We start from the raw sequence: 22,111 nt of genomic DNA, 5'->3' as shown, positions 1-22,111 counted from the left end.
ACCTAGTTCCGAGTCCTAAATTTAGAATTATTCTAAAGAATAGGCCTCGCAATGATCTCTCGGCTTTTCCGCCCGACCAAACGGACCCTCGAATCCCTCAGCGAACAGGAAATCCTGGCCCTGGCCATATCGGCGGAGGAGGATGACGGTCGCATCTACCTTGCTTATGCGAATGGGCTACGGGACACCTTTCCGCACACAGCCAGCATGCTGGACGCCATGGCCAAGGAGGAGAGCGAGCACCGGCGCCGGCTGATCGACATGCACGTGAAGCGTTTCGGCGACAATATCCCCCTGGTCCGGCGCGAGTACATCAGAGACTTCCCAAAGCGCAAACCCGACTGGCTGGTCGCGCGAATGCCGGTGGAGACGGTTCGCGCCAACGTCAGGGCGATGGAAGAGGCGGCGCACCGCTTCTATCTCGAAGCGGCAGCGCGCGCGACGGATGCGTCGACCCGCAAGCTGCTGGGGGATCTCGCGCTGGCGGAGAAGGGGCACGAAGGCAAGGCGCGCCTTTTTGAGGAGAGCGAGGAAGGCAAGGCCGCATTCTCCGAGGAGGCGCATGCCGAGCGCCGTCAGTTCATCCTGACCTACGTGCAGCCGGGGCTGGCCGGCCTGATGGATGGTTCGGTCTCGACGCTCGCGCCGATCTTCGCGGCCGCCTTCGCCACGCAGGACACCTGGCAGACCTTTTTGGTGGGGCTCTCGGCCTCCGTTGGCGCCGGCATCTCGATGGGGTTCACCGAAGCGGCCCATGACGACGGCAAGATCTCCGGGCGGGGCTCGCCGGTCAAGCGCGGGTTTGCCTCCGGCATCATGACGGCGATCGGTGGCCTCGGCCACGCATTGCCCTACCTGATTCCGCATTTCGGCCTCGCGACGGGCATCGCCATCGCGATCGTTTTCGTTGAACTCTGGACGATCGCCTTCATCCAGAACCGCTATATGGACACGCCCTTCTGGCGGGCCGCAACCCAGGTCGTCCTCGGCGGCAGCCTTGTCTTTGCCTGCGGCGTTCTGATCGGCAATGCGTAGGGAGGAGCGAAAGCCAGTCCTCCTTGCGGACCGGCACGAGGCTTACTTGCCGACCGACGACACCATGACCGCGTCGCCGTTCTCGATCGAGACCCAGCGGCCCGGATGGAACGAGGCCTGACGCTTCAGATAGCGGTAAGGCGTCTCGGTCCAGTGCCTGACGTCATTCTCAAGATTGTCGAGAATGAAATCGCCCTCCGTCGTGCGTACGGTCAAGACCGCGTGTCCTTCGCCGTCCGGCTTGCGAACAACGGTGATGAGGAGGTCGGCGGCCGCGAAGCCCTTCTCGATCAGCTTGCGGCGTTTCAGCAGCACGAAATCCTCGCAGTCGCCTGCCACGTCGGGGTAGGCCCAGTGCTCGTCGGTGCCGAACAGCTCCTTGTCGGTCATCGGGGTAATGTCACGGTTGACCGCTGCGTTGATCTCTCGAACGATCGTCCAGCCGAAGGCAGTTACTTTCGCCGCACCCGGATCACGTTGGCCGGCGGTGCACTCCGAACGGTTCGACTGGCAGAACTCGTAATGGCCGATCGGCTGGGAGGTGACGGCGCCGGTGCGCATCGACAGGGCGGAATTCGCGGTGGCGGCGGGGGCAGTCAGCGCGGCAGAAGACGATACGAACAAGGCCGTAAACGCCACAAAAATTGCCTTAGCACCAATCATACGCGCCATGGGTGTCCCCTCGATAGTTAACGAAACGTTAAATTTTCGAGGGGAGGGAAGTCAATCACGATAATTGGCAATGCGACAACATGGTTAAAATGCGCGCACCGGCGCCGGTTATGACGGCTCCAGGATATGGGATACCGCCTCCCGCAGCTTTTCGATGTCCTCGGGGCGCGACAATCGATGATCGCCGTCGCGGATCAGGGTCAACACGGCGTCATCGCAGGAAAGGTGCTCCATCAACCGGACCGCATGCGTGTAGGGAACGTCGGGATCCTCCATGCCCTGCAGCACGTGGATCGGACATCCCGCATCGATGACGCCATCGAGCACCCTGTTGCGGCGACCGTCCTCGATTAGCTTGAGGGTGTAGATGTTCGGATCCGGCCCATAGGGCGTCGGCTCCTCGAAGAAGCCGCGCTCCGCCAATGAGGCGCGTTCGGCCTCCGTCAGGTTCGGCTCGATCAGTTCGGAGGTGAAATCCGGCGCGGGGGCGACCAGGACCATGCCAGCGACGTCGTCTTCCCGACCGCGCTGTCGCAACTCCTGCGCCACGCGAAGCGCCAGCCATCCCCCCATCGACGAGCCGACAATGACAAGGCGCTGGCTGCCAAGCCTGGTGCGCGCGTGATCGACAACGGCGAGCGCCTCCTCCAGCCAGCGCGATATCGTGCCGTCCACGAATGCGCCGCCGGACGCGCCGTGGCCGGAATAGTCGAGGCGGATGCAGGCCGTGCCGCGTTCCTCGGCGAAGCGCGCCAGTTCCACGGCCTTGGTGCCGGTCATGTCCGAGCGATACCCGCCGAGCCAGAGAAGATGGGGCAACGTGTTCCCGTCTCTTTGCGGCAAAAGGACCATGGCGATGTCACGACTTTCCGTGCCGTCGCCGACCGTCAGCCTCTCGATCGCCCCAAACGACCCGTTGCTCTCATTCTGTTGCATGCGATGCTCCCGACTTGCGCGGCCGGCGCACGGCGGCCGCCTCGACACTCTGAACGGCCCGATCTACACGATTTTTTGCAAAGCGGGACAGGGGTGATTTTTTCCGCACGGCGTGCTATTGACATCGCCTCGGTGATCTACACATTGCCGCGATCGCTGGTGCGCGACGCGTCGGTGAAGATCGCCTTCCGGAAAATGCAATCTCTATCCGAAACTATTCGAGGAGAATACGACCATTCGCAGACCCTTCAAAACGGACGCACCGGTCAAGGACGGCCCGCGTTCCAACCGAGAAATCCGGATCCCCCGGGTTCAGCTCATTGATGCCGAAGGCACGAACCACGGCATCGTTCCCACCGATCAGGCCCTTCGCATGGCGGAAGACGCCGGCCTCGATCTCGTGGAGATTTCCCCCAACAACGACCCGCCGGTGTGCAAGATCCTTGATCTCGGCAGGCTGAAGTACGCCAACCAGAAGAAGGCGGCGGAAGCGCGCAAGAAGCAGAAGGTCGTCGAGGTCAAGGAAATCAAGATGCGCCCGAACATCGACACGCATGACTATGACGTGAAGATGAAGGCGATGAACCGCTTCTTCGAAGAAGGCGACAAGGTCAAGGTGACGCTGAAGTTCCGTGGCCGTGAAATGGCGCACCAGGAACTCGGCATGAAGCTCCTGCAGCAGGTCAAGGAAGACACCCTGGCTATTGCCAAGGTCGAGGCCGAGCCCAAGCTGGAAGGCCGCCAGATGATGATGGTGCTCGCTCCGAAGTGAGCACTGCCTCCCGCATGTCAGCGACGAAGCCGCCTAAAAGGCGGCTTTCTTCGTTGCGGCCAAAAACTCCCCTTCGATCCTGACAGAATGCTGACAGACGTTCTCAGCGGCCTCTCAGCTTGCTTGTGGCAGGCTCCTGTCATCAATCAGTGATGGAGAGGGCTCATGCATTCAACGCTTCGCAAGGCTTTGTTGGTATCCACGGTCGCGACATGCGGCATCATCGGCGGGCCGGTCGGCGCGTCAATCTTCGCACTCGCTCCGCACCATCCGCTTTCCGCGGCCGCGCTTGCCGATGATGATAATGATGGCGGAGATCGTGGGGATGACAACCACGGCGGTCGCGATGATGGTGACCGCAATGGCGGTGACCGCGATGACGGTGATCGCGATGACGGTGACCGTGATGATGGTGACCGCGATGACGACCACGGCGGCGGGCACGATCGCAGCGGGCACGACCGAAACGATGACAATGATGATCGCGGCGGCGACCGGCAGGATGACGACGACGATGACAACAAGGACCACAACGCGGGCAAGGTCGACAAAGATCATGGTCGGGGTCGCAACCACGCTGAAGACGGCCGCAACAGCGGCAAGCACAACGGCAACGACGATCGCCACCGGTATGAGACCCAACTCAAGGTATCGAACCACAGCCTGAAGGGTCTCCTCAACGGCTCCCTGATCGCCGTCGACAACCTCGGCCGCACCCTGGAGGTGGAGGTCGAGTTCGAGCACGGCAAGCGGATCGTCAAGGTCGAGCCGCATGGTTCCGACATTCGCCGTACACCCGGACCGATCGAAAGCGTGTCCATACGCCCCGCGAACTGATGGACGCCGATACCGGCGCGGACAACGCCCCGCTCCACGCCGGTCAGCGAGGAGGCCAGTCTCACGGTCAAGAAGGATGTCCCCTCGCACTCGCCTCCTGCATCCGTTGATGCAGGGGGCGATCCGCTGTCAAAAAGACTGCCTGACGAACCGTTCGCAAGGGCGCGACCTTGACGTGGCGCCACAATTGCGGGGTATTGGCATGCCGCTGCGGATGTGGCGGGCAAGTGGGTGATCTATGTCTACGACGCGCCGCGAACTCATGGCTCTATTATGCTGGTCACTGGCGCTGTCGCTTGCGTCGGGACGCAATATCGGCGCGTTGGCCCGCGACGGCGGAGATCGCTCGGGTGGCGGCGGCGATCGTGGGGGCGACGATAAGGGCAGCGATGACAAGGGCAGCGATGACAAGGGCGGCGACGACCAGGGTGACGACGACGACAGGGGCGGCGATGACCATAGTGGTCATGGCCGGGGTGGCGATGACCGGGATGATCGCAAAAAGGACGACCGCAACAACGACAAGCAGGGACACGATGATGGATCGCGGGGCAATTCGTCACTCAAGGGCTCGGGTAAGCGCACCGATCAGGAGCGTGCCCGTGCCGCGGTCCAGGCGGGGCGTGTGCTCCCCTTGAAAGATATCCTTCGGCTTGTCGACGAGAGGCGTTACGGCACCGTGATCGCGGTTGACCTGAAACAATATGGCGGGCGCGATGTATACCGCCTGAAAACACGGGACGGCTCGGGAATAATCCGCAACTACCGGATCGATGCCCGCACTGGCAAGCTCATCAACTTTTTCGGATTCTGAGGCCGGACATGCGCATTCTGGTAGCCGAGGACGACCGAAACATCGCCGCGCACGTCGCGGCGAAGCTCGAAGCGGAGGGATACGGCGTCGACACGCTTGCGCATGGCCCCGAGATCTGGGAACGCGGAGAGAGCGGAGCGTATTCGGCGATCATACTCGACCTCGGCTTGCCCGGCATGGACGGCCTGTCCATCTTGAAGCGCTGGCGCCAGGCGGGTGTCGCGACACCGGTCCTGGTGCTGACCGCCCGCGGCTCGTGGATGGAACGCGTCGACGGCTTCGACGCCGGCGCCGACGACTACCTGCCGAAGCCGTTCCGCACCGAGGAACTTCTCGCGCGGCTGAGGGCGCTTCTGCGCCGTGCCGCACCCAGCCTGCACCCGGTCAAGGCCGCTGGTCGCTTCACTCTCGACGAGGCGAGCCGGCGTGTCAGTTTTGATGGCCTGCCGTTGGACCTCAGCCCGCTGGAATACCGCATGATTGCCTATCTCATCGAACGCCGCGGTCAGGTGATCTCGCAGCTCGAGTTGGCGAGCCACGTCCAGGGACGTGATGATGATTCGGCCAAGAATGCCGTCGAGGCGATGATCGCGCGATTGCGGCGCAAAACCGAGAGCGGCGCGATCGAGACACGGCGCGGCTTCGGCTATTGCTTGCCGGACGACCATCGATGAGGTCGCTGCGACTGACTCTGGCAACGGGAGCGGTCGTCGCGATCGGCCTGGTCTTGCTGGTGCTGTGGCTGCTGCTCAGCCAGCTGTTCACCGACTACGTCGTGGGGCGCTACCGCAGCGAGATGACGGCGATCGTCGATACGGTCGCAGCTCAGCTTACGCTGGAAAACGGCAGGATCGCGCTCGTAAGCGAGCCACCCGACCCGCGCTTTGCCCTGCCAGCAGGCGGGCGCTACTGGCAGGTCTCTCCCGTCAGGGGCGATGCCATACGCTCGCGCTCACTCTGGGACACGATCATCCCGATAGACGCGGCGCAAGTCGATCGCTACGCGAATTTCGAGATCGCCGAAGGACCCGACGGGGCGCCGATGCTGGTGCATAGCCAGATCCTCACCCTGGGCGACGGGCCTTCCGCGGTGCAGTTCATGGCCCAGGCCGCCTTTCCGAGAAAGGAACTGGACGACGCCGTAGCCGCCTTTCACGGGAGCCTGCGGCAAATGCTGTTGGCCACCGCCAGCGTGCTCGCCGCGGGCGCGCTGTTGCAGGGCGCGATCGGCCTGATGCCGCTGAGGCGGCTGCGGGAGCGGGCTGCGCTGGTGCGGTCGGGCCGGGAGCGCAATTTCGGCACGGAAGGCCCCAGCGAAGTGCAACCGCTCGTCGGCGAAATCAACTTGCTGCTAGCCGAGCGGGAAACGGCCATCGAGCGCGCCCGTGCCCGTGCCAGTGATCTTGCTCACGGGTTGAAGACGCCGCTGACGGTGCTCTCAAGCCTCGCCGAACATCTGCCCGGCGAGGATCGCGCGCTGGCCCTGCAACAGGTTGAACTGATCAGGCAGCGGGCTGACCGACAGCTGCAGGCGGCCCGCATGGGCGTCGAACAGATGGCAACCACATCGGTGATGAGCCTCGGAGGAAAGCTCGTCAACGTATTGCGGCCGGTGACCGGCGAGCGTGGCATTGCCTGGGACGTCGATATCGATCCGGACCTGGCAATCGACGTCGATGCGGCGGATCTCGCCGAATGCCTCGGCAACCTGCTCGACAATGCTGCAAAATGGGCTCGCTCGCGCATTCGGCTCTCAGCGCAGGCGGAAGGCAGGACCATCATGGTGGCGATCGAGGATGACGGCCCCGGCATTGCGGACAGCGACCGTCCCCTGCTCCTGAAACGTGGCACCCAGTTCCTGCCGCAGGTCGATGGACCGACTGTCGGGACCGGGCTCGGGCTGGCGATCAGCGCCGACATTGCCAAGGCCTATGGTGCCGACCTGAGACTGGATCGATCACCGCTTGGGGGACTGAGGGCGGCGATCGCCTTTCCCGCAGCCGGCACGCCGAAGCCGAGCCCTATCCCGGTCTGAAGCCGCCGCTTCCTGCCGCTCGCCCGATTCCCCGGTTGCACTTTTCGAGCAGTTCGGTTACAAGCCCCCGTCCGAACGGTCCGGCAGGGCATGCCGTGGCCGTTCTTTACGCTGGAGATGCGCCTCGTCAGCCGTCTCAAATTCAAAGAAGAATGGAGTAGCAAAATGCCCAAGATGAAGACGAAATCGTCTGCCAAGAAGCGGTTCAAGATCACCGCGACGGGCAAGGTCGTAGCGGCTGCCGCCGGCAAGCGCCATGGCATGATCAAGCGTACCAACAAGTTCATTCGCGACGCGCGCGGCACGATGGTGCTGGCCGAAGCCGATGGCAAGAAGGTCATCAAGAACTACCTGCCGAACGGTCTCTGAGACTTTCAGGCATATTGGATACGTTAAGGAGATCATGACATGCGCGTAAAAAGAGGCACTGTCGGCCACGCCAAGCACAAGAAGGTCCTGAAGGCCGCCAAGGGCTTTTACGGCCGCCGCAAGAACACCATCCGCGCCGCCAAGGCCGCGGTTGACCGCTCCAAGCAGTACGCCTACCGCGACCGCAAGGTGAACAAGCGCAACTTCCGCGCTCTCTGGATCCAGCGCATCAACGCTGCCGTCCGCGAATTCGGCCTGACCTACGGCCGCTTCATCGACGGCCTGAACAAGGCCGGCATCGAAGTCGACCGCAAGGTGCTGTCCGACATGGCGATCCATGAGCCGGCAGCCTTCGGCGCCCTCGTCGCAGCTTCGAAGAAGGCACTTGAGTACCTCAAGGACGCCGGCACGACGAACGAGTTTGAAAGCGCGGTTCGTTAAGACCAGCGCTTCCCAAGCCTTTGTACATAGAAGTTGGGAAACCCGCGCTGGCAGGGCTGGCGCGGGTTTTTCTTTGAGCCAATGGATTTGAACGATGTCCGATCTCGATTCCCTGAAACACACCCTGTTGGCGGATGTCGCGGCCGCCGGCGATGAAACGGCCATCGAAGCCGTGCGCGTGGCGGCCCTCGGCAAGAAGGGCTCCGTCTCCGAACTCCTGAAGACGCTCGGCACGATGACGCCGGAAGAGCGCCAGACGCGGGGTGCGGCGATCAACGCGCTGAAGAACGAGTTGACGGACGCGATCGTCGCCCGCAAGAGCGAACTGCGCGACGCGGCGATCACCGCAAGGCTCGCAGCCGAGACCGTCGACGTCAGCCTTCCGGTCCGCTCCTCGCCGGCCGAGCGCGGCCGCATCCATCCGATCAGCCAGATCATCGACGAGATCACCGCGATCTTCGCCGACATGGGCTTCTCCATCGCCGAAGGCCCGGACATCGAGACCGACTACTATAACTTCACCGCGCTGAACTTCCCTGAAGGCCACCCGGCGCGCGAGATGCACGACACCTTCTTCTTCCCGCCGGATGACAACGGCGAGCGCAAGGTGCTGCGCACGCACACCTCGCCCGTGCAGATCCGCACGATGGAGGCGCAAAGCCCGCCGATCCGCATCATCATTCCCGGCAAGACCTACCGGCAGGATTCGGACGCAACGCACTCGCCGATGTTCCACCAGGTCGAAGGCCTCGTCATAGACAGAAAAGCGAACGTCGCCAACATGCGCTGGGTGCTGGAAGAGTTCTGCAAGGCCTTCTTCGAGGTCGACGGCGTCACGATGCGGTTCCGCCCGTCCTTCTTCCCCTTCACCGAGCCCTCCTTCGAGGTCGACATCCAGTGCGACCGTTCCTCCGGCCCGATCGTCAAATTCGGCGAGGGCACCGACTGGATGGAAATCCTCGGCTGCGGCATGGTGCATCCGAACGTATTGCGCGCCGGCGGCCTCGACCCGGACGAGTATCAGGGCTTTGCCTGGGGCATGGGCCTCGACCGCATCGCCATGCTCAAATACGGCATGCCGGACCTGCGTGACTTCTTCAACGCCGATGTCCGCTGGATGAACCACTACGGCTTCCGCCCCCTCGACATGCCGACGCTGTTCGGCGGTTTGAGTGCGTAAGCGGTGCGCGTAAGGATCTAGAACGATGAAATTCACACTCTCCTGGCTGAAAGAGCATCTGGAAACGGACGCCACGCTCGAACAGATCTGCGAACGCCTGACGTCGATCGGGCTGGAAGTCGAAGAAGTCGACGACAAGGCTTCGTTCAAGCCCTTCGTCATCGCCAAGGTGGTTTCCGCCGAGCAGCACCCGAACGCCGACAAGCTGCGCGTGCTGATGGTCGATGCCGGCTCGGGTTCGCCCGTGCAGGTGGTCTGCGGCGCTCCGAATGCCCGCGCCGGCCTCGTCGGCGCCTTCGCCGCCCCCGGCACCTATGTGCCCGGCATCGACGTGACGCTCTCCGTCGGCAACATCCGTGGCGTCGAGAGCCGTGGCATGATGTGCTCGGAAAAAGAGCTCGAGATGTCGGACAATCACGACGGCATCATCGATCTTCCCGCGGATGCACCGATCGGCACGAGCTTTGCAGCTTACGCCGGCATCGACGATCCGGTCATCGAGATCAACCTGACGCCGAACCGCCCGGACTGCACCAGCGTCTTCGGCATCGCCCGCGACCTGGCAGCTTCCGGCCTCGGCACCCTGAAAACACGCGCCGCCCCCTCCTTCCGGACGGAAGGCGAGACGCCGGTGAAGGTGGCGCTCGAGCTTGGCGAGGACACGCATCTCTGCCCCGGCTTCGCGCTGCGCCTCGTGCGCGGGGTGAAGAACGGCCCGAGCCCGCGCTGGATGCAGCAGCGGCTGCTGGCGATCGGCCTGCGTCCGATCAACGCGCTCGTCGACATCACCAACTACATGACCTTCGACCAGGGCCGGCCGATGCACGTCTTCGACGCCGCCAAGGTCAAGGGCAACCTGACGGTCCGTCGCGCCAAGGAAGGCGAGACGGTGCTGGCGCTCGACCAGCGCGAATACACGCTGTCTCCCGCTAACGTGGTGATTGCCGATGCCGAGGGCGTCGAGTCGATCGGCGGCGTGATGGGCGGCGAGCACTCGGGCTGCGACGAGAACACGACGGACGTGCTGATCGAATCGGCACTCTGGGATCCGATGAACATCGCCAAGACCGGCCGCACGCTCGGCATCATCACCGACGCACGCTACCGCTTCGAGCGTGGCGTCGACCCCGAATACATGGTTCCGGGCCTGGAGCGCACCACTGAGCTGGTCATCGAGCTGTGCGGCGGCATCGCGGCCAAGGCAGACGTGGTCGGCTACAAGGGCTACGAGCCGAAGGTCGTCGATTTCCCGGTCTCCGAGGTCAAGCGGCTGACGGGTCTGGAAATCTCTTCGGAGGAGAGCCGCGATATCCTGGGCAAGCTCGGCTTCGGCGTCTCCGGCACCGGCGAACGGCTGTCGGTCTCCGTTCCCTCCTGGCGGCCCGATGTTGACGGCAAGGCGGACCTCGTCGAAGAGGTCATGCGCATCCACGGCGTTGACAACATCCATGCCGCGCCGCTTGAAAGCCACAACAGCGTCAACGCCAAGATCCTCACCACGCTGCAGATCCGCTCGCGCCTGGCGAAGCGCGCGCTTGCCTCGCGCGGCATGATGGAGGCCGTCACCTGGTCGTTCATCCCCAAGGCGCAGGCCGAGCTCTTTGGCGGCGGCGCGCCGGAACTGGCACTGTCGAACCCGATCGCCTCCGACATGTCGGACATGCGGCCGTCGCTGCTGCCGGGTCTCTTGACGGCCGCGCAGCGCAATGCCGACAAGGGCTATGGCGACGTGGCGATCTTCGAGGTCTCCGGCACCTATGAGAACGACCGGCCGGAAGGCCAGCGCCGCGTTGCCGGCGGCGTTCGCCGCGGCACCGCCTCGCTGGCCGGTGCCGGCCGGCTTTGGTCGAACGCGGCAAAGGGCGGCGGCAAGCCGGTCGACGTATTCGACGCCAAGGCCGATGCGCTTGCGGTGATCGAGGCCTGTGGGCTGCCGATGGGCAATGTCCAGATCGAACCGGGCGGCCCCGCCTGGTATCACCCCGGCCGCTCCGGCACCATCAAGATGGGCCCGAAGATCGTGCTCGGCTATTTCGGCGAGTTCCATCCGAAGACACTGGCTGCCCTCGACGTCTCCGGCGCGCTTTGCGGCTTCGAGATCTTCGTCGATGCGATGCCGGAGCCGAAGAAAAAGGCGACCCGCACCAAGCCGGCGCTCGAGCTGTCGCCCTTCCAGGCGGTCAAGCGCGACTTCGCCTTCGTGGTCGACAAGACGGTCGAGGCGGGCGCGGTGCAGCGCGCGGCGCTCGGCGCCGACCGGAAGCTGGTGACCGCCGTCAACGTCTTCGACGTGTTCGAGGGTGCTTCGCTTGGCGAGGGCAAGAAGTCGCTCGCGATCGAGGTCGTCATCCAGCCGACCGACAAGACCCTGACCGACGAGGATTTTGACGCACTGACGGCGAAGATCGTCGCCAACGTCGCCAAGGCGACCGGTGGTGTATTGCGCGCCTGAGAGGCGCGGATGCCACCTTGATGAAATCGAAACGGGGATTGGTGTGCCAATCCCCGTTTCCATTTGTAGGCCAGCCAGACGGGGCGCCTCGGTGAAATTTCAGGCCGCGCGGCCCGTCAGACGGCGCGGATCTTTAAAACGGCGATCAGGCGCCGGCGGCGTCGAGCGCGGCCATCTGGTCGGTGGAGAGCTGAAGGTTGGCCGACTTCACCAGACTGTCCAACTGGTCAAGGCTTGTCGCGCTGGCGATCGGCGCGGTCACGGCCGGCTTCGCCATCAGCCAGGCCAGTGCGATCTCGGCGGGCTTGGCGCCCGTTTCAGCGCCGACCTTGTCGAGCGCGGCGAGGAGGCGCAGGCCCTTGTCGTCCAGATAGCGGGCGACCCCTCCACCCCGTGCCTTGCCTTTCGTGTCGGCAAGCGAGCGGTACTTTCCACTCAGGAAACCGCTCGCGAGGCTATAATAGGTAATGACGCCGACGTGCTCACGCTGGCACAGATCGGCCAAGGGGCCTTCGAAGCCTGTCCGGTCATACAGGTTATATTCCGGCTGCAGCGCTGCGTAGCGGGGCAGCCCCGCCCGATCGGCGGCATCGAAGGAGGCCTGCAATTGTCCGGCGTCGAGGTTGGAGGCGCCGAAGGCCCGTACCTTGCCGGCCTTGACCAGCGCCGCATGCGCCTCGAGCGTCTCCTCGTACGGGGTGCGCTCATCCGGCCAGTGCGAGAGATAGAGATCGATATGGTCGGTCTGGAGCCGTTTCAGCGACGCCTCGACCTCCTGCAGGATCCATTTTTTCGACAGGTCGCGATGCCCCTGCCCCATGTCGGAACCGACCTTGGTGATCAGCACGACACTATCGCGGGCGCGCCCCGACCGCTTCAGCCAGTTGCCGATGATCGCCTCCGATTCGCCGCCCTTGTTGCCGGGTGCCCAGGCGGAATAGACATCGGCGGTGTCGATGGCGTTGAAGCCAGCACCCGTGAAGGCGTCGAGCAATGAAAATGACGTCTTCTCATCCGCTGTCCACCCGAAGACGTTGCCGCCAAAGACAAGAGGCGCGATATCGAGGCCCGTGCGGCCAAGGGGACGTTTCTGCATGAGAATTCTCCGAGATCGATGAGTAGAATGGCGGTGTGAACATAGGATGGCACCGGTTCGATTGCACGCGCGGATTGGCGAATTGTTGCCGCGACCGCACTTGCCGGGTCCGCGCCCCGGGATTAGCTTGCTCCCGGATTTTGAGGAGGATCTGCCATGCTGCGTTTCGGTATCCTGTCCACGGCCAAGATCGGCCGCGAACTCGTCGTGCCCGCGATCCAGGACGCGGAAAACTGCGTCGTGACCGCGATCGCCAGCCGCGACCTTTCCAAGGCCCGCGCGATGGCGGACCGTTTCTCGGTGCCGCACGCCTTCGGCTCCTACGATGAGATGCTCGCCTCCGACCTCATCGATGCGGTCTACATTCCGCTGCCCACCGCCCAACACGTCGAATGGACGATCAAGGCGGCCGATGCCGGCAAGCACGTTCTCTGCGAGAAGCCGATCGCGTTGAAGGCAGCGGAGATCGACACGCTGATCGACGCGCGCGATCGCAACAAGGTGCTGGTGTCGGAAGCCTACATGGTCACCTACAGCCCGGTCTGGCGCAAGGTGCGCGAGCTGTTGAAGGACGGCGCCATCGGGCGGCTGCGCCACGTTCAAGGGGCGTTCACCTATTTCAACCGCGACCCCGCCAATATGCGCAACATTCCCGAACTCGGCGGCGGTGGATTGCCGGATATCGGCGTCTATCCGACGATCACGACCCGCTTTGTCACGGGCAAGGAGCCGCTGCGCGTGCAGGCGACGACGGAGCGCGATCCCCAGTTCGACACCGACATCTACTCGAGCGTGCGGGCCGATTTCGGCGCCTTCGAGTTGAGCTTCTACATCTCCACCCAGCTCGCGGCACGCCAGGTGATGGTGTTTCACGGCGACCAGGGCTTCATCGAGGTCAAGTCGCCCTTCAACGCCGACCGCTATGGTGCCGAGGAGATCGAACTGACCAACCAGAACCATTCGCAGTCGCAAGTGATCCGCTATCAGGACGCCCGCCAGTACAGGCTCGAGGTCGAGGCGTTTTCACGGGCAGCGATGGGCGAGGCGGAAGAAGTCATCACGCTCGAGAGTTCGGTGGCGAACCAGAAGTTCATCGACGCGATCTACCGTGCCAGCGAGAAGAACGGCTGGGAAGACGTCTGAAGCCCTTTGGACTATCTGCGGTTGATCCTTATGTGTTGATGACAATCATCCCGCCGATGATCAGGAGCGCGCCGACAAAATAGCGAAGGCTCAGCGCCTCGCCCAGAAAGATGCTGGCAAGAAGCGGGACGAAGCAGAATGTCAGCGCCATGAACGAATAGCCGATCGTCAACGGCACCGACTTGAGGACGAAAATCCAGATGACCGTGCCGATGCCATAGATGGCAAGGGCGGTGATCATCAACGGATTGAACAGCAACTGAAAAAGGCCGCGCAAGCCGAATTCCCCGGCAGTCGCGCTCGTCAGCTTGAAGAGTACCTGGCCCGTCGCGATCAGAAGGGGCGTGCCGAGCAGGCCGATCCAAAGAGCGGAATTAGAGTTTTCCGGCATCACGCCGCTTGCTCCAGCTCGCCCTGCAGCCGTTCCTCGCAATAGAAAATGTCACGCCCGATGTCGACGCAGACGTAGTCCTGCGGCACCGGATGGACGGCGCGCAGGAAGGAATGCGTGTAGGGAAAGAAGTTGAAGTGCGGATTGAAGCTGTATCGGTACTCGCGTTCGCGGGGAACGACGATGATCAGGCGCCTGCGGGCGATGCGGCGCAGCTCGGCAATCGCCCTTCGATAATCGAGGACGTGCTCGATCACGTGGGTGCAGACGACCGTATCGAATTCGCCGTCGGCAAACGGTAGCGCCTCGATCATGGCAGCGACATATTCCACGCCGTCGAGCCTGGCGGCATCGTCGACGACAAAGTCGACGCCTGTCAGACGCGTGAGACCGGGATTAGCAGCGCGAATGTGGCTGAGAAGCGCGCCGGTGCCGCAACCGACATCACAGACGCTCGTTCCGTCGATCGATGCGACGATGCGCGCAATGCAAGCGGCGGAATTGTCGGTGCCGGCATGGACGCGCGGATGATGCCGATAGAGATCCTCGTATTCGCCGGCGGTCAGGAAGGGCGCGCGCTCGCGAAAGCGTGCAAGCTTTACGATATGCTCGCCCCAGACCAGCCTTGCAGCGGTACGAAACAAGGCGGAATCGCGCAGGATCGGCGGCAGCAGGTCTTCGATGACGAACCGAATCCGATTGGTCGTTTCCCTATTCATGCGTCTCCTTTCGCGGTCAGGCCGCGACGTCTGGCTGTTCCGGCTTGTCGCCGCTGACCAGTTGCCCGTGAGTGTGTTCGACAAGCATCCATGCGTTGGCGGGCAACGTCATGTAGTGCATGCGCAACTGCTCGCTGCGCGCCCGCGCGAGCGAATCGAGGATCAAGCCGGCCGCAAAGACCAGGAACGAGACCATCATCAGCGCCATGGAGAGGACCCATGTCGGCAGGCGCGTGACGAGACCGGTCTCGAAATATTCCGTCAGGACCGGTGTCATGAAGCAGAGACTTGCCAGCATGACCGCGCCGCTGATGGCGCCGAAGAAGGTGAACGGCCTGGTCTCCTTCATCAGCATGGCGAACATCCAGAGGATCTTGCTTCCGTCGCGAAAGGTGGAGAGCTTGGAATGCGACCCCTCGGGGCGGCGACCGTAATCAAGCTCGATCTCGCAGACCGGCAGCTTCAGGCGCGAGACGTGCACAGACATCTCCGTCTCGATTTCGAAGCCGCCGGAAAGCGCCGGGAAGCTCTTGGCGAAACGGCGGGAGAAGACGCGGTAGCCGGAGAAGATATCGGTGAAGTCCGTGCCGAAGAGCTTGCGATAGAGGATGTTGAAGATCCGGTTGCCGAACGCATGGCCCTGCCGGCCGGCATCGGCATGCACGCCGCGACGCGTGCCGACCACCATGTCGGCCCGCTCCGACAACAGCGTGTCGATCAGTTGCTGCGCGTCTTGCGGCGCGTAGGTTCCGTCGCCGTCGGCCATGACATAGATGTCGGCGTCGATATCCGAGAACATCCGCCGCACGACGTTGCCCTTGCCCTGGCGTCGTTCGCGCACGACCGTGGCGCCGGCAAGAAGGGCGCGCAACGCGGTGCCGTCGGTCGAATTGTTGTCGTAGACATAGATTCGCGCGCCGGGCAGCGACGCCTTGAACCCGGTCACGACGGCACCGATCGTCTGTGCTTCGTTGTAGCAGGGCAGGAGGACGGCCACGTCCAACGCCGCTGGCGTATCTTGCGTCATGTGGATACCGTGCCCCCGCCCGAGATGAGCCATGCGGGCGGCCTGCAGGCGCGCCAGACCCCGCGCGCTTTACTATTTCTTGAGAAGGTTAAGGCTAGGTTTCGCGGACGAAAAATGTCAGCGACGTGGGATGCCCGATGACGAACTTGCAGGCAGCTACAGTCGAGGGTGTTGCCGCCACCGAAGAGACCGCGAAGTTGCCGCTTCGGGCGATGGCGTTCTACGTGCTCGCGGCGATGATCCTTGTATTGGCCACAACGCTGCCCTTTGCGACCGACTATGTCGGGCCCGACAATGACGACGCCATGCGGCTGGTCCAGGTGCGCGATCTGCTTGCCGGCCAGGGCTGGTTCGACATGACGCAGTATCGCCTCGGTCTCGCCGGCGGCACGCTCATGCATTGGTCGCGTCTGATCGATTTGCCGATCGCCAACCTGATCGAAGGCTTCGGCCTGTTTCTGTCGCCGGAAAGGGCCGAAGCGGCGGCGCTGACGGTTTGGCCGCTGTTGATGATCGCACCGGTTCTGTTCGGAATCGGCTTGGCGGGTTTTCGCCTCGGCGGCCAGGCGACCATGCACGCCGCACTCGTTCTGGCGTCGATGTTTGTCCTGTCCGTCGGGCGTTTCCAGCCCGGTTCGATCGATCATCACAATGTCCAGCTTGCGCTGCTGGCAATGATAGCAGCGATGCTGGTAGACCCGCGGCACAGCGCACGAAGCTATGCAATCGCCGGCCTTCTCTGCGCACTGGCGATCGCCATTGGCGCCGAGACAACGCCGTTGGTCGCGGTTGTCTGCCTCATCGTCGCCCTGCGCTGGGCCTGGCATGGTGAAATCTATCGTCGGGCCGCAGCCGCGTTCGGCATGTCCTTTGCGGCGACGGCGACCATCACTTTCTTTGCCACGGTGCCGCCGGCGCTCTATCGGCAGGTCACTTGCGATAACCTGTCCTACGGCTATTACGCGCTGGCGACCTACGGGGGCGCCGCGCTCTTCCTGGTTGCCTCGGCCGCGAGCAGATGGAACGGCAGGGCGCGGCTGGCGGCCCTGGCGATGGCAGGAAGCGTACTGGCCGGGGCAGCGGTCCTGATCGCGCCAAACTGCCTGCGCAGTCCGCTCGCCGACCTCGATCCGATGCTGGTCACCTTCTGGCTCTCGTCGGTGACCGAGGCCCAATCCATTTTCGGCCAATGGCGATACGATCCCGCGCCATTGGCTGCGTTCTATCTGCCGGGGCTGATCGCCATTGTCGTTTGCCTGGGTCGGCTCCTGCGACGCGACAGGGTGGAGGCGCATCTGAGTTTCCTGGCGCTGCTGGTGGCGGCCTTTGCCATCTCGCTGGTCCAGGTCAGGGGCAACGTCTTTACCAATCTTTTCGCCATGCCGCCGCTCGCGCTGGCGATTGCCGACCTGCGGCGCCGGGCGAACGCCGACACGAAGAACCTGCGACTTGGTCTTGGCTTTGCGGCGCTCACTCTTGCCTCGCTGTCATCGGTTTGGGCGATCGCGGGCTTTTTGCTGACGATGGCCACAGGCCAAGGCGCCGCCGCAACCACGGCATCCGCGACTGCGCAACCGGATCTCGCCTGTGAAAGCCGCGCGTCGATGCGCGTGCTGGCCGCGGAGCCGACCAGCGTGGTCGCGGCGGCGTCCGATCTCGGTGCCGAGATTCTCCGCTTCACCCGGCATCGCGCTCTTTCGGCGCCCTACCATCGCAACCAGGGTGGTATGCTGACCGAATTGCACATCGGCCTGTCCGCGCCCAAGCAGGCCGAAGCCTTTCTGCGCGGGGCGGGCGTGACACTGCTGGCCTTCTGCCCTTCCAATGGACAGGTTCGCAGCCTTGCCCGGGCCGAGCCGAAGGGTCTCTATGCGCGCCTCAGCGCCGGCGATGTTCCTCCCTATCTCCAGCAGGTGCAAAACGGCGATTCGCAGTTGCAGATCTATCGCGTCATACCCGAGGCCGCCGAACCGAACTGACTGGAAACGGGGCGGGTGAAACCGCGTCTTTCCTCTGGCAACGAGGCGCCGGGGCGGTAAGATCGGGCCATGAGCATGTTTCCGGACCGTGATTCGCCCACCAATCTTGCCGAATACTCGGTTTCCGAGCTTTCCGGGTCGATCAAGCGTACGGTCGAACAGGCTTTCGACCAAGTCCGGGTGCGCGGCGAGATCTCCGGCTACCGCGGGCCGCATTCATCCGGGCATGCCTATTTCTCCCTGAAGGACGATCGGGCGCGGATCGACGCAGTCATCTGGAAGGGCAGCTTTTCAAAGCTGCGATTTCGCCCCGAAGAGGGGATGGAGGTGATCGCGACCGGCAAGGTCACCACCTTCCCGGGCTCGTCGAAATATCAGATCGTCATCGAGACGCTCGAACCAGCCGGTGCCGGGGCGCTCATGGCGCTGCTCGAAGAACGGCGGCGCAAGCTTGCGGCGGAGGGCCTGTTCGATGCGGGGCGCAAGCGGCCCCTGCCCTTCCTGCCGCATGTCATCGGCGTGGTCACCTCGCCGACAGGGGCCGTCATCCGCGATATTCTTCATCGCCTCGCCGACCGCTTTCCGGTTCACGTGCTCGTCTGGCCCGTCAAGGTGCAGGGTGACGGCTCGGGCGAGGAGGTTGCGGCGGCGATCCGCGGTTTCAATGCATTCGAGGCCGGTGGTGCGATCCCCCGCCCGGACGTGCTGATCGTGGCGCGCGGCGGCGGAAGCCTGGAGGATCTCTGGAGCTTCAATGACGAGGCCGTCGTCCGTGCGGCTGCAGCCTCGCGCATCCCGCTGATCTCGGCGGTCGGCCATGAAACGGACTGGACGCTGATCGACCACGCCGCCGATCGGCGCGCGCCGACCCCGACGGGTGCGGCCGAAATAGCCGTGCCGGTGAAAGCCGATCTCGAAGCCGCCGTTGCCGCTCTGGCTGCGCGCTTGAAGGGCGCAGCCACTCGCCAGATGGACGCGCGCCGCCAAGGCCTGCGCGCGCTGGCCCGGGCGCTGCCGTCGCTGGATCAACTGCTGGCTCTGCCGCGCCGCCGTTTCGATGAGGCAGCGGCGGGGCTCGGCCGGGGCCTGCATATGAACACGGTCAACAAGCGCCGCGCCTTCGAACGTGCGGGGGCCCATCTCAGGCCGGAATTGCTGTCCGGCCGTATTGCCGAACGGCGCCAGCGGCTGACCGATGCGCTGCGGCGGGCCGAACGCGTGGTCGAGCGTCGCGTCGATCAGAGCCGGGCCCGGCTTGCCGCGTTCGATGCGGCACTGCGGGCAACACCCGCCCGCATCCGCGTGCGCAGCGAGCACGCGCGCGATCGCCTGAGCGGCCTTGCGCTGCGTGCAGACGCGGCGCTGGCCGGCGACATTGCGCGCCGCAAGGCCCTGGTCTCGGCCCAGGATCGCGTCCTGCAGTCGCTGTCCTACAAGAACGTCCTTAGCCGCGGCTATGCGCTGGTGCGCGACGAGGCCGGGCATGCTGTCAAGCAGGCGGCCGAACTCGGCCCGGGTGCGGCAATCACCATCACCTTCGCCGACGGCACGGTGGATGCGGTCGCCGGCGCGCAGGAGCCGGCTGGCGGCCTGCCGCCCGTCGAGCCTGCCCCGTCGAAGCGGAAGACGGCAAAACCGCCCGCCGACCCCGCCGCACCCAAGCAGGGGTCGCTGTTTTGAGCCGAAGGCGGTTTCTCCTCGTTCTTGCCCATCCCCTGGAGGACAGCTATGCCGCCGGCGTCGCAACAGCGGTTCGCACGACACTCGAGACCCTTGGGCATGAGGTCGACCTGCTGGATCTCTATCGCGAGGACTTCGATCCGCGGCTGAGCGACAGCGAGCGATCGGGCTACTTCGCCGAGGGCTACGATCCGGGTTCCGCCGCCCCTTTCGTCGAACGGCTGATGGCTGCCGACGGTCTCGTGCTGGTCTTCCCGCAATGGTGGTTCAATTTCCCGGCGATCCTGAAGGGGTTCTTCGACCGCGTGTTCGTCCCCGGTGTCGCCTTCGACAACGATCCGAAGGGTGGGCGCATCATTCCGCGCCTCGCCAACATCAAGCTGTTCTGGGCCTTTACCACCACCGGCTCGCCGTGGTGGGTCGCGCGCCTCTACATGGGTGACCCAGTCCGCCGACTGCTGAAAAGAGGGATTGCCGCCTTCTGCGCGAAAGGGGTCGATTTCCGCATGGTCACGCTGCACGACATGGACCGCGCCGACGCCGCCAGAAGGGATGCACACATCGAACGGGTGAAGGCGCTCGTTACCCGGCTGTAGGTGTCGCACCTCTATTCGAATGTGGCGAGAAGCTTTCGAAGCAGAGCATCCAGTTCGCGCTGTTCTGCCGGGCTCAGTGCCGCGGCAAGGCGGTGCTGGTTTTCGACGTGGGCCGTCACGGCCTCGTCGACCAGCGCCAATCCTGTTGATGTCAGACTGATCAGCACGCTACGGCCGTCTTGCGGGTTTTGCACGCGCTCGACCAGGCCGGCCTTCTCCAACTGGTCGATGCGGTTTGTCATCGTGCCCGAGGTCACCATCGCCGTTGCAAGGAGGTCGCCGGGTGACAGCCGATAGGGTGCGCCGGAACGTCTCAACGTTGCCAGAACGTCGAAACTGGCACCGGAAAGACCATGCTCGGCAAGCACTCGCTCGATTTCACGCGACAGGTGCGCGCGAACGCGACCGAAGCGGCCAAGCACCCCCATCGGGCCGACGTCGAGGTCTGGCCGTTCGCGGTTCCATTGGGCGAGAATTCTGTCGACGTGATCCATGCCTTCCAGCTATCGCGGAAATTATCTTGACGTCAAGACAAAACGCATTATCTTGACGTCAAGATAAAGGAGTGACTCGATGGCCCGCATCCGCGATGTGATTCTGACGGCGATGGCACCGGCGATCTGGGGCAGCACCTATATCGTCACGACCGAGCTCCTTCCGGCCGGCTATCCGATGACGGTGTCGCTGCTGCGCGCCCTGCCGGCAGGCCTGCTTCTCCTGCTCATTGTCCGCCAGTTGCCGCAGGGTATCTGGTGGCTGCGCACGTTCCTGCTGGGTGCGCTCAATTTTTCCTTCTTCTGGGCCATGCTGTTCGTCTCCGCCTATCGCCTGCCGGGCGGGGTCGCGGCCACGGTCGGCGCCATACAGCCGTTGATCGTCATCGCACTGTCGCGGTTCGTCATGGGCACGCCCATTCGTGCCCTTTCGGTCGCAGCCGGCATTGCCGGCATTTGCGGCGTCGCCCTCCTCGTCCTCACCCCCAGCGCCAGCCTCGACCCGATCGGGGTCGTTGCCGGACTCGCCGGCGCCGTTTCAATGGCGTTCGGCACGGTGTTGTCGCGGCATTGGGAGCCGCCGGTCTCCCCGCTTGCCTTCACCGCGTGGCAGTTGACGGCCGGCGGCATCCTCCTGATCCCGGTCGCGCTCTTGCTCGAGCCGCCGCTTCCGCCGCTGACCGGCGAAAACCTCCTTGGCTTCATCTACCTCGGCGCCATCGGTGCGGCCTTCACCTATCTCCTCTGGTTCCGCGGCCTGTCACGGCTCGGGCCGTCCGCCATTGCGCCGCTTGGCTTTCTCAGCCCGCTCATGGCGGTCTTCCTTGGCTGGAGCGTTCTGAACCAGAGCCTGACCGCCTTGCAGATCGCCGGCATGGTCGTGGTGCTGGCAAGCGTCTGGCTGAGCCAACTGGCGCAGATGCCGCGGCGATCTGCGCCATTGCAGCGTCTGGGCGATCCTCCTATTTTGCGTGAATGGACCAAGCCCACAACGACCGCCGCTCCCACTTCGAAAAGATCCGGATCCGCGCCGCGGACGAGATGAACCGGATCGGCGTGACCGCCGCATTCATCCCAGTGCTCGTCGATACCTTCTATGGCCGAGTGCGCGCCCATCCGGACCTCGGGCCCGTGTTCGATGCGCGCCTTTCCGGCCGGTGGCCGGAGCACATGGAGCGAATGAAACGCTTCTGGTCTGCCGTTGCCTTCAAGGATGGCGGCTATGACGGCAAGCCGGTGATGGCGCACCAGGGAGTCGCCAACATCAATCCGCCGCTGTTTCAGGTCTGGCTCGGCCTCTTTTCCGCAACGCTGGACGACATCGCGCCGTCACAGGAGGCAAAAGCCTGGTTCATGACAACGGCGGAACGGATCGCGCGCAGCCTGGTGCTGTCCCTGTTCTACAATCCGGCCAATGACGACCCGACTCTAAACAGAGCGTGA

23 protein-coding genes are annotated in these 22,111 nt (G+C 64.0%); 15 read left to right on the top strand and 8 right to left on the bottom strand.

Annotation, left to right across the window (positions count from 1 at the left end; translation table 11 throughout):
* The first annotated feature begins 51 nt into the window (after positions 1–51).
* Positions 52–1,035, top strand: a complete 984-nt coding sequence (gene mbfA, locus AC1DDS_RS09590) for an iron exporter MbfA (RefSeq protein ID WP_477478692.1) — start codon at positions 52–54, stop codon at positions 1,033–1,035.
* Positions 1,036–1,077: 42 nt separating this feature from the next.
* Here the strand turns inward: mbfA and AC1DDS_RS09585 are convergent, their stop codons facing one another.
* On the bottom strand, positions 1,078–1,707 hold the full coding sequence (locus AC1DDS_RS09585) for a transglutaminase-like cysteine peptidase (protein WP_477478691.1): 630 nt from the start codon (positions 1,705–1,707) through the stop codon (positions 1,078–1,080).
* 108 nt (positions 1,708–1,815) lie between these two features.
* The gene (locus AC1DDS_RS09580; RefSeq protein WP_477478690.1) at positions 1,816–2,643 is read right to left on the bottom strand and encodes an alpha/beta hydrolase; all 828 of its coding nucleotides are present in this window, start codon (positions 2,641–2,643) and stop codon (positions 1,816–1,818) included.
* A 235-nt stretch (positions 2,644–2,878) separates the two neighbouring features.
* Between AC1DDS_RS09580 and infC the strand changes: the two genes are divergently transcribed.
* Positions 2,879–3,415 carry a translation initiation factor IF-3 gene (gene infC, locus AC1DDS_RS09575; protein ID WP_310412719.1) on the top strand — a complete coding sequence of 179 codons (537 nt, stop codon included), beginning with the start codon at positions 2,879–2,881 and terminating at the stop codon, positions 3,413–3,415.
* Positions 3,416–3,658: 243 nt separating this feature from the next.
* On the opposite strand, the gene AC1DDS_RS09570 is transcribed toward infC, so the two are convergent.
* Positions 3,659–4,189, bottom strand: a complete 531-nt coding sequence (locus AC1DDS_RS09570) for a hypothetical protein (RefSeq protein WP_477478689.1) — start codon at positions 4,187–4,189, stop codon at positions 3,659–3,661.
* A gap of 301 nt (positions 4,190–4,490) precedes the next feature.
* Between AC1DDS_RS09570 and AC1DDS_RS09565 the strand changes: the two genes are divergently transcribed.
* The 7 genes from AC1DDS_RS09565 to pheT all read left to right on the top strand — a co-directional run bounded on the left by AC1DDS_RS09565 (position 4,491) and on the right by pheT (position 11,543).
* On the top strand, positions 4,491–5,066 hold the full coding sequence (locus AC1DDS_RS09565; RefSeq protein WP_477478688.1) for a PepSY domain-containing protein: 576 nt from the start codon (positions 4,491–4,493) through the stop codon (positions 5,064–5,066).
* 8 nt (positions 5,067–5,074) lie between these two features.
* Positions 5,075–5,740 (top strand): response regulator transcription factor, encoded by a 666-nt coding sequence (locus tag AC1DDS_RS09560; RefSeq protein ID WP_477478687.1) that lies wholly within the window; start codon positions 5,075–5,077, stop codon positions 5,738–5,740.
* Positions 5,737–7,101, top strand: coding sequence for a sensor histidine kinase (locus tag AC1DDS_RS09555; protein WP_477478686.1), 1,365 nt, complete (start codon positions 5,737–5,739; stop codon positions 7,099–7,101). Before AC1DDS_RS09560 ends, AC1DDS_RS09555 begins: the two co-directional genes overlap by 4 nt.
* Before the next feature lie 165 nt (positions 7,102–7,266).
* A complete protein-coding gene (gene rpmI / locus AC1DDS_RS09550; protein WP_108001508.1) occupies positions 7,267–7,470 on the top strand; it encodes a 50S ribosomal protein L35 in 204 nt (67 codons plus the stop codon).
* 39 nt (positions 7,471–7,509) lie between these two features.
* Positions 7,510–7,911 carry a 50S ribosomal protein L20 gene (gene rplT / locus AC1DDS_RS09545; RefSeq protein ID WP_477478685.1) on the top strand — a complete coding sequence of 134 codons (402 nt, stop codon included), beginning with the start codon at positions 7,510–7,512 and terminating at the stop codon, positions 7,909–7,911.
* Between the two features lie 94 nt (positions 7,912–8,005).
* Complete coding sequence (gene pheS / locus AC1DDS_RS09540) at positions 8,006–9,091, top strand: phenylalanine--tRNA ligase subunit alpha (RefSeq protein ID WP_477478684.1); 1,086 nt, start codon at positions 8,006–8,008, stop codon at positions 9,089–9,091.
* A gap of 25 nt (positions 9,092–9,116) precedes the next feature.
* Positions 9,117–11,543, top strand: a complete 2,427-nt coding sequence (gene pheT / locus AC1DDS_RS09535) for a phenylalanine--tRNA ligase subunit beta (protein WP_477478683.1) — start codon at positions 9,117–9,119, stop codon at positions 11,541–11,543.
* A gap of 145 nt (positions 11,544–11,688) precedes the next feature.
* Here pheT and AC1DDS_RS09530 read toward each other — a convergent pair whose 3' ends face one another.
* On the bottom strand, positions 11,689–12,639 hold the full coding sequence (locus AC1DDS_RS09530; protein ID WP_477478682.1) for an aldo/keto reductase: 951 nt from the start codon (positions 12,637–12,639) through the stop codon (positions 11,689–11,691).
* 156 nt (positions 12,640–12,795) lie between these two features.
* Between AC1DDS_RS09530 and AC1DDS_RS09525 the strand changes: the two genes are divergently transcribed.
* Positions 12,796–13,782 carry a Gfo/Idh/MocA family protein gene (locus AC1DDS_RS09525; RefSeq protein ID WP_477478681.1) on the top strand — a complete coding sequence of 329 codons (987 nt, stop codon included), beginning with the start codon at positions 12,796–12,798 and terminating at the stop codon, positions 13,780–13,782.
* A gap of 28 nt (positions 13,783–13,810) precedes the next feature.
* Here the strand turns inward: AC1DDS_RS09525 and AC1DDS_RS09520 are convergent, their stop codons facing one another.
* From AC1DDS_RS09520 to AC1DDS_RS09510, 3 genes are read right to left on the bottom strand one after another with little or no spacing between them, the layout of a single operon-like run.
* Positions 13,811–14,173: a DMT family transporter gene (locus AC1DDS_RS09520; RefSeq protein WP_477478680.1), complete on the bottom strand. Its 363-nt coding sequence runs from the start codon at positions 14,171–14,173 to the stop codon at positions 13,811–13,813.
* Positions 14,173–14,892, bottom strand: coding sequence for a class I SAM-dependent methyltransferase (locus tag AC1DDS_RS09515; protein WP_477478679.1), 720 nt, complete (start codon positions 14,890–14,892; stop codon positions 14,173–14,175). The genes AC1DDS_RS09520 and AC1DDS_RS09515 overlap by 1 nt, the downstream gene beginning before the upstream one ends.
* 16 nt (positions 14,893–14,908) lie before the next feature.
* Entirely contained in the window at positions 14,909–15,919 is a 1,011-nt protein-coding gene (locus AC1DDS_RS09510; protein ID WP_477478678.1) for a glycosyltransferase, read from the bottom strand.
* Between the two features lie 137 nt (positions 15,920–16,056).
* Here AC1DDS_RS09510 and AC1DDS_RS09505 point away from each other — a divergent pair, with 137 nt between their 5' ends.
* The 3 genes from AC1DDS_RS09505 to AC1DDS_RS09495 all read left to right on the top strand — a co-directional run bounded on the left by AC1DDS_RS09505 (position 16,057) and on the right by AC1DDS_RS09495 (position 20,174).
* Complete coding sequence (locus AC1DDS_RS09505) at positions 16,057–17,898, top strand: hypothetical protein (protein WP_477478677.1); 1,842 nt, start codon at positions 16,057–16,059, stop codon at positions 17,896–17,898.
* 69 nt (positions 17,899–17,967) lie between these two features.
* Positions 17,968–19,578 (top strand): exodeoxyribonuclease VII large subunit, encoded by a 1,611-nt coding sequence (gene xseA / locus AC1DDS_RS09500; protein ID WP_477478676.1) that lies wholly within the window; start codon positions 17,968–17,970, stop codon positions 19,576–19,578.
* Positions 19,575–20,174 (top strand): NAD(P)H-dependent oxidoreductase, encoded by a 600-nt coding sequence (locus tag AC1DDS_RS09495; protein WP_477478675.1) that lies wholly within the window; start codon positions 19,575–19,577, stop codon positions 20,172–20,174. The genes xseA and AC1DDS_RS09495 overlap by 4 nt, the downstream gene beginning before the upstream one ends.
* An 11-nt stretch (positions 20,175–20,185) precedes the next feature.
* Here AC1DDS_RS09495 and AC1DDS_RS09490 read toward each other — a convergent pair whose 3' ends face one another.
* Entirely contained in the window at positions 20,186–20,668 is a 483-nt protein-coding gene (locus AC1DDS_RS09490) for a MarR family winged helix-turn-helix transcriptional regulator (RefSeq protein ID WP_477478674.1), read from the bottom strand.
* Between the two features lie 79 nt (positions 20,669–20,747).
* On the opposite strand from AC1DDS_RS09490, the gene AC1DDS_RS09485 reads away from it, so the two are divergent.
* Both AC1DDS_RS09485 and AC1DDS_RS09480 read left to right on the top strand, forming a co-directional pair.
* Entirely contained in the window at positions 20,748–21,713 is a 966-nt protein-coding gene (locus AC1DDS_RS09485; protein ID WP_477478673.1) for an EamA family transporter, read from the top strand.
* Positions 21,644–22,111, top strand: a complete 468-nt coding sequence (locus AC1DDS_RS09480; protein ID WP_477478672.1) for a group III truncated hemoglobin — start codon at positions 21,644–21,646, stop codon at positions 22,109–22,111. The genes AC1DDS_RS09485 and AC1DDS_RS09480 overlap by 70 nt, the downstream gene beginning before the upstream one ends.

The organism is Mycoplana sp. 10N416 (genome assembly GCF_056394765.1).
The sequence above is the reverse complement of the archived record's forward strand: the minus strand, read 5'-3'. Positions and strand labels throughout refer to the sequence as shown.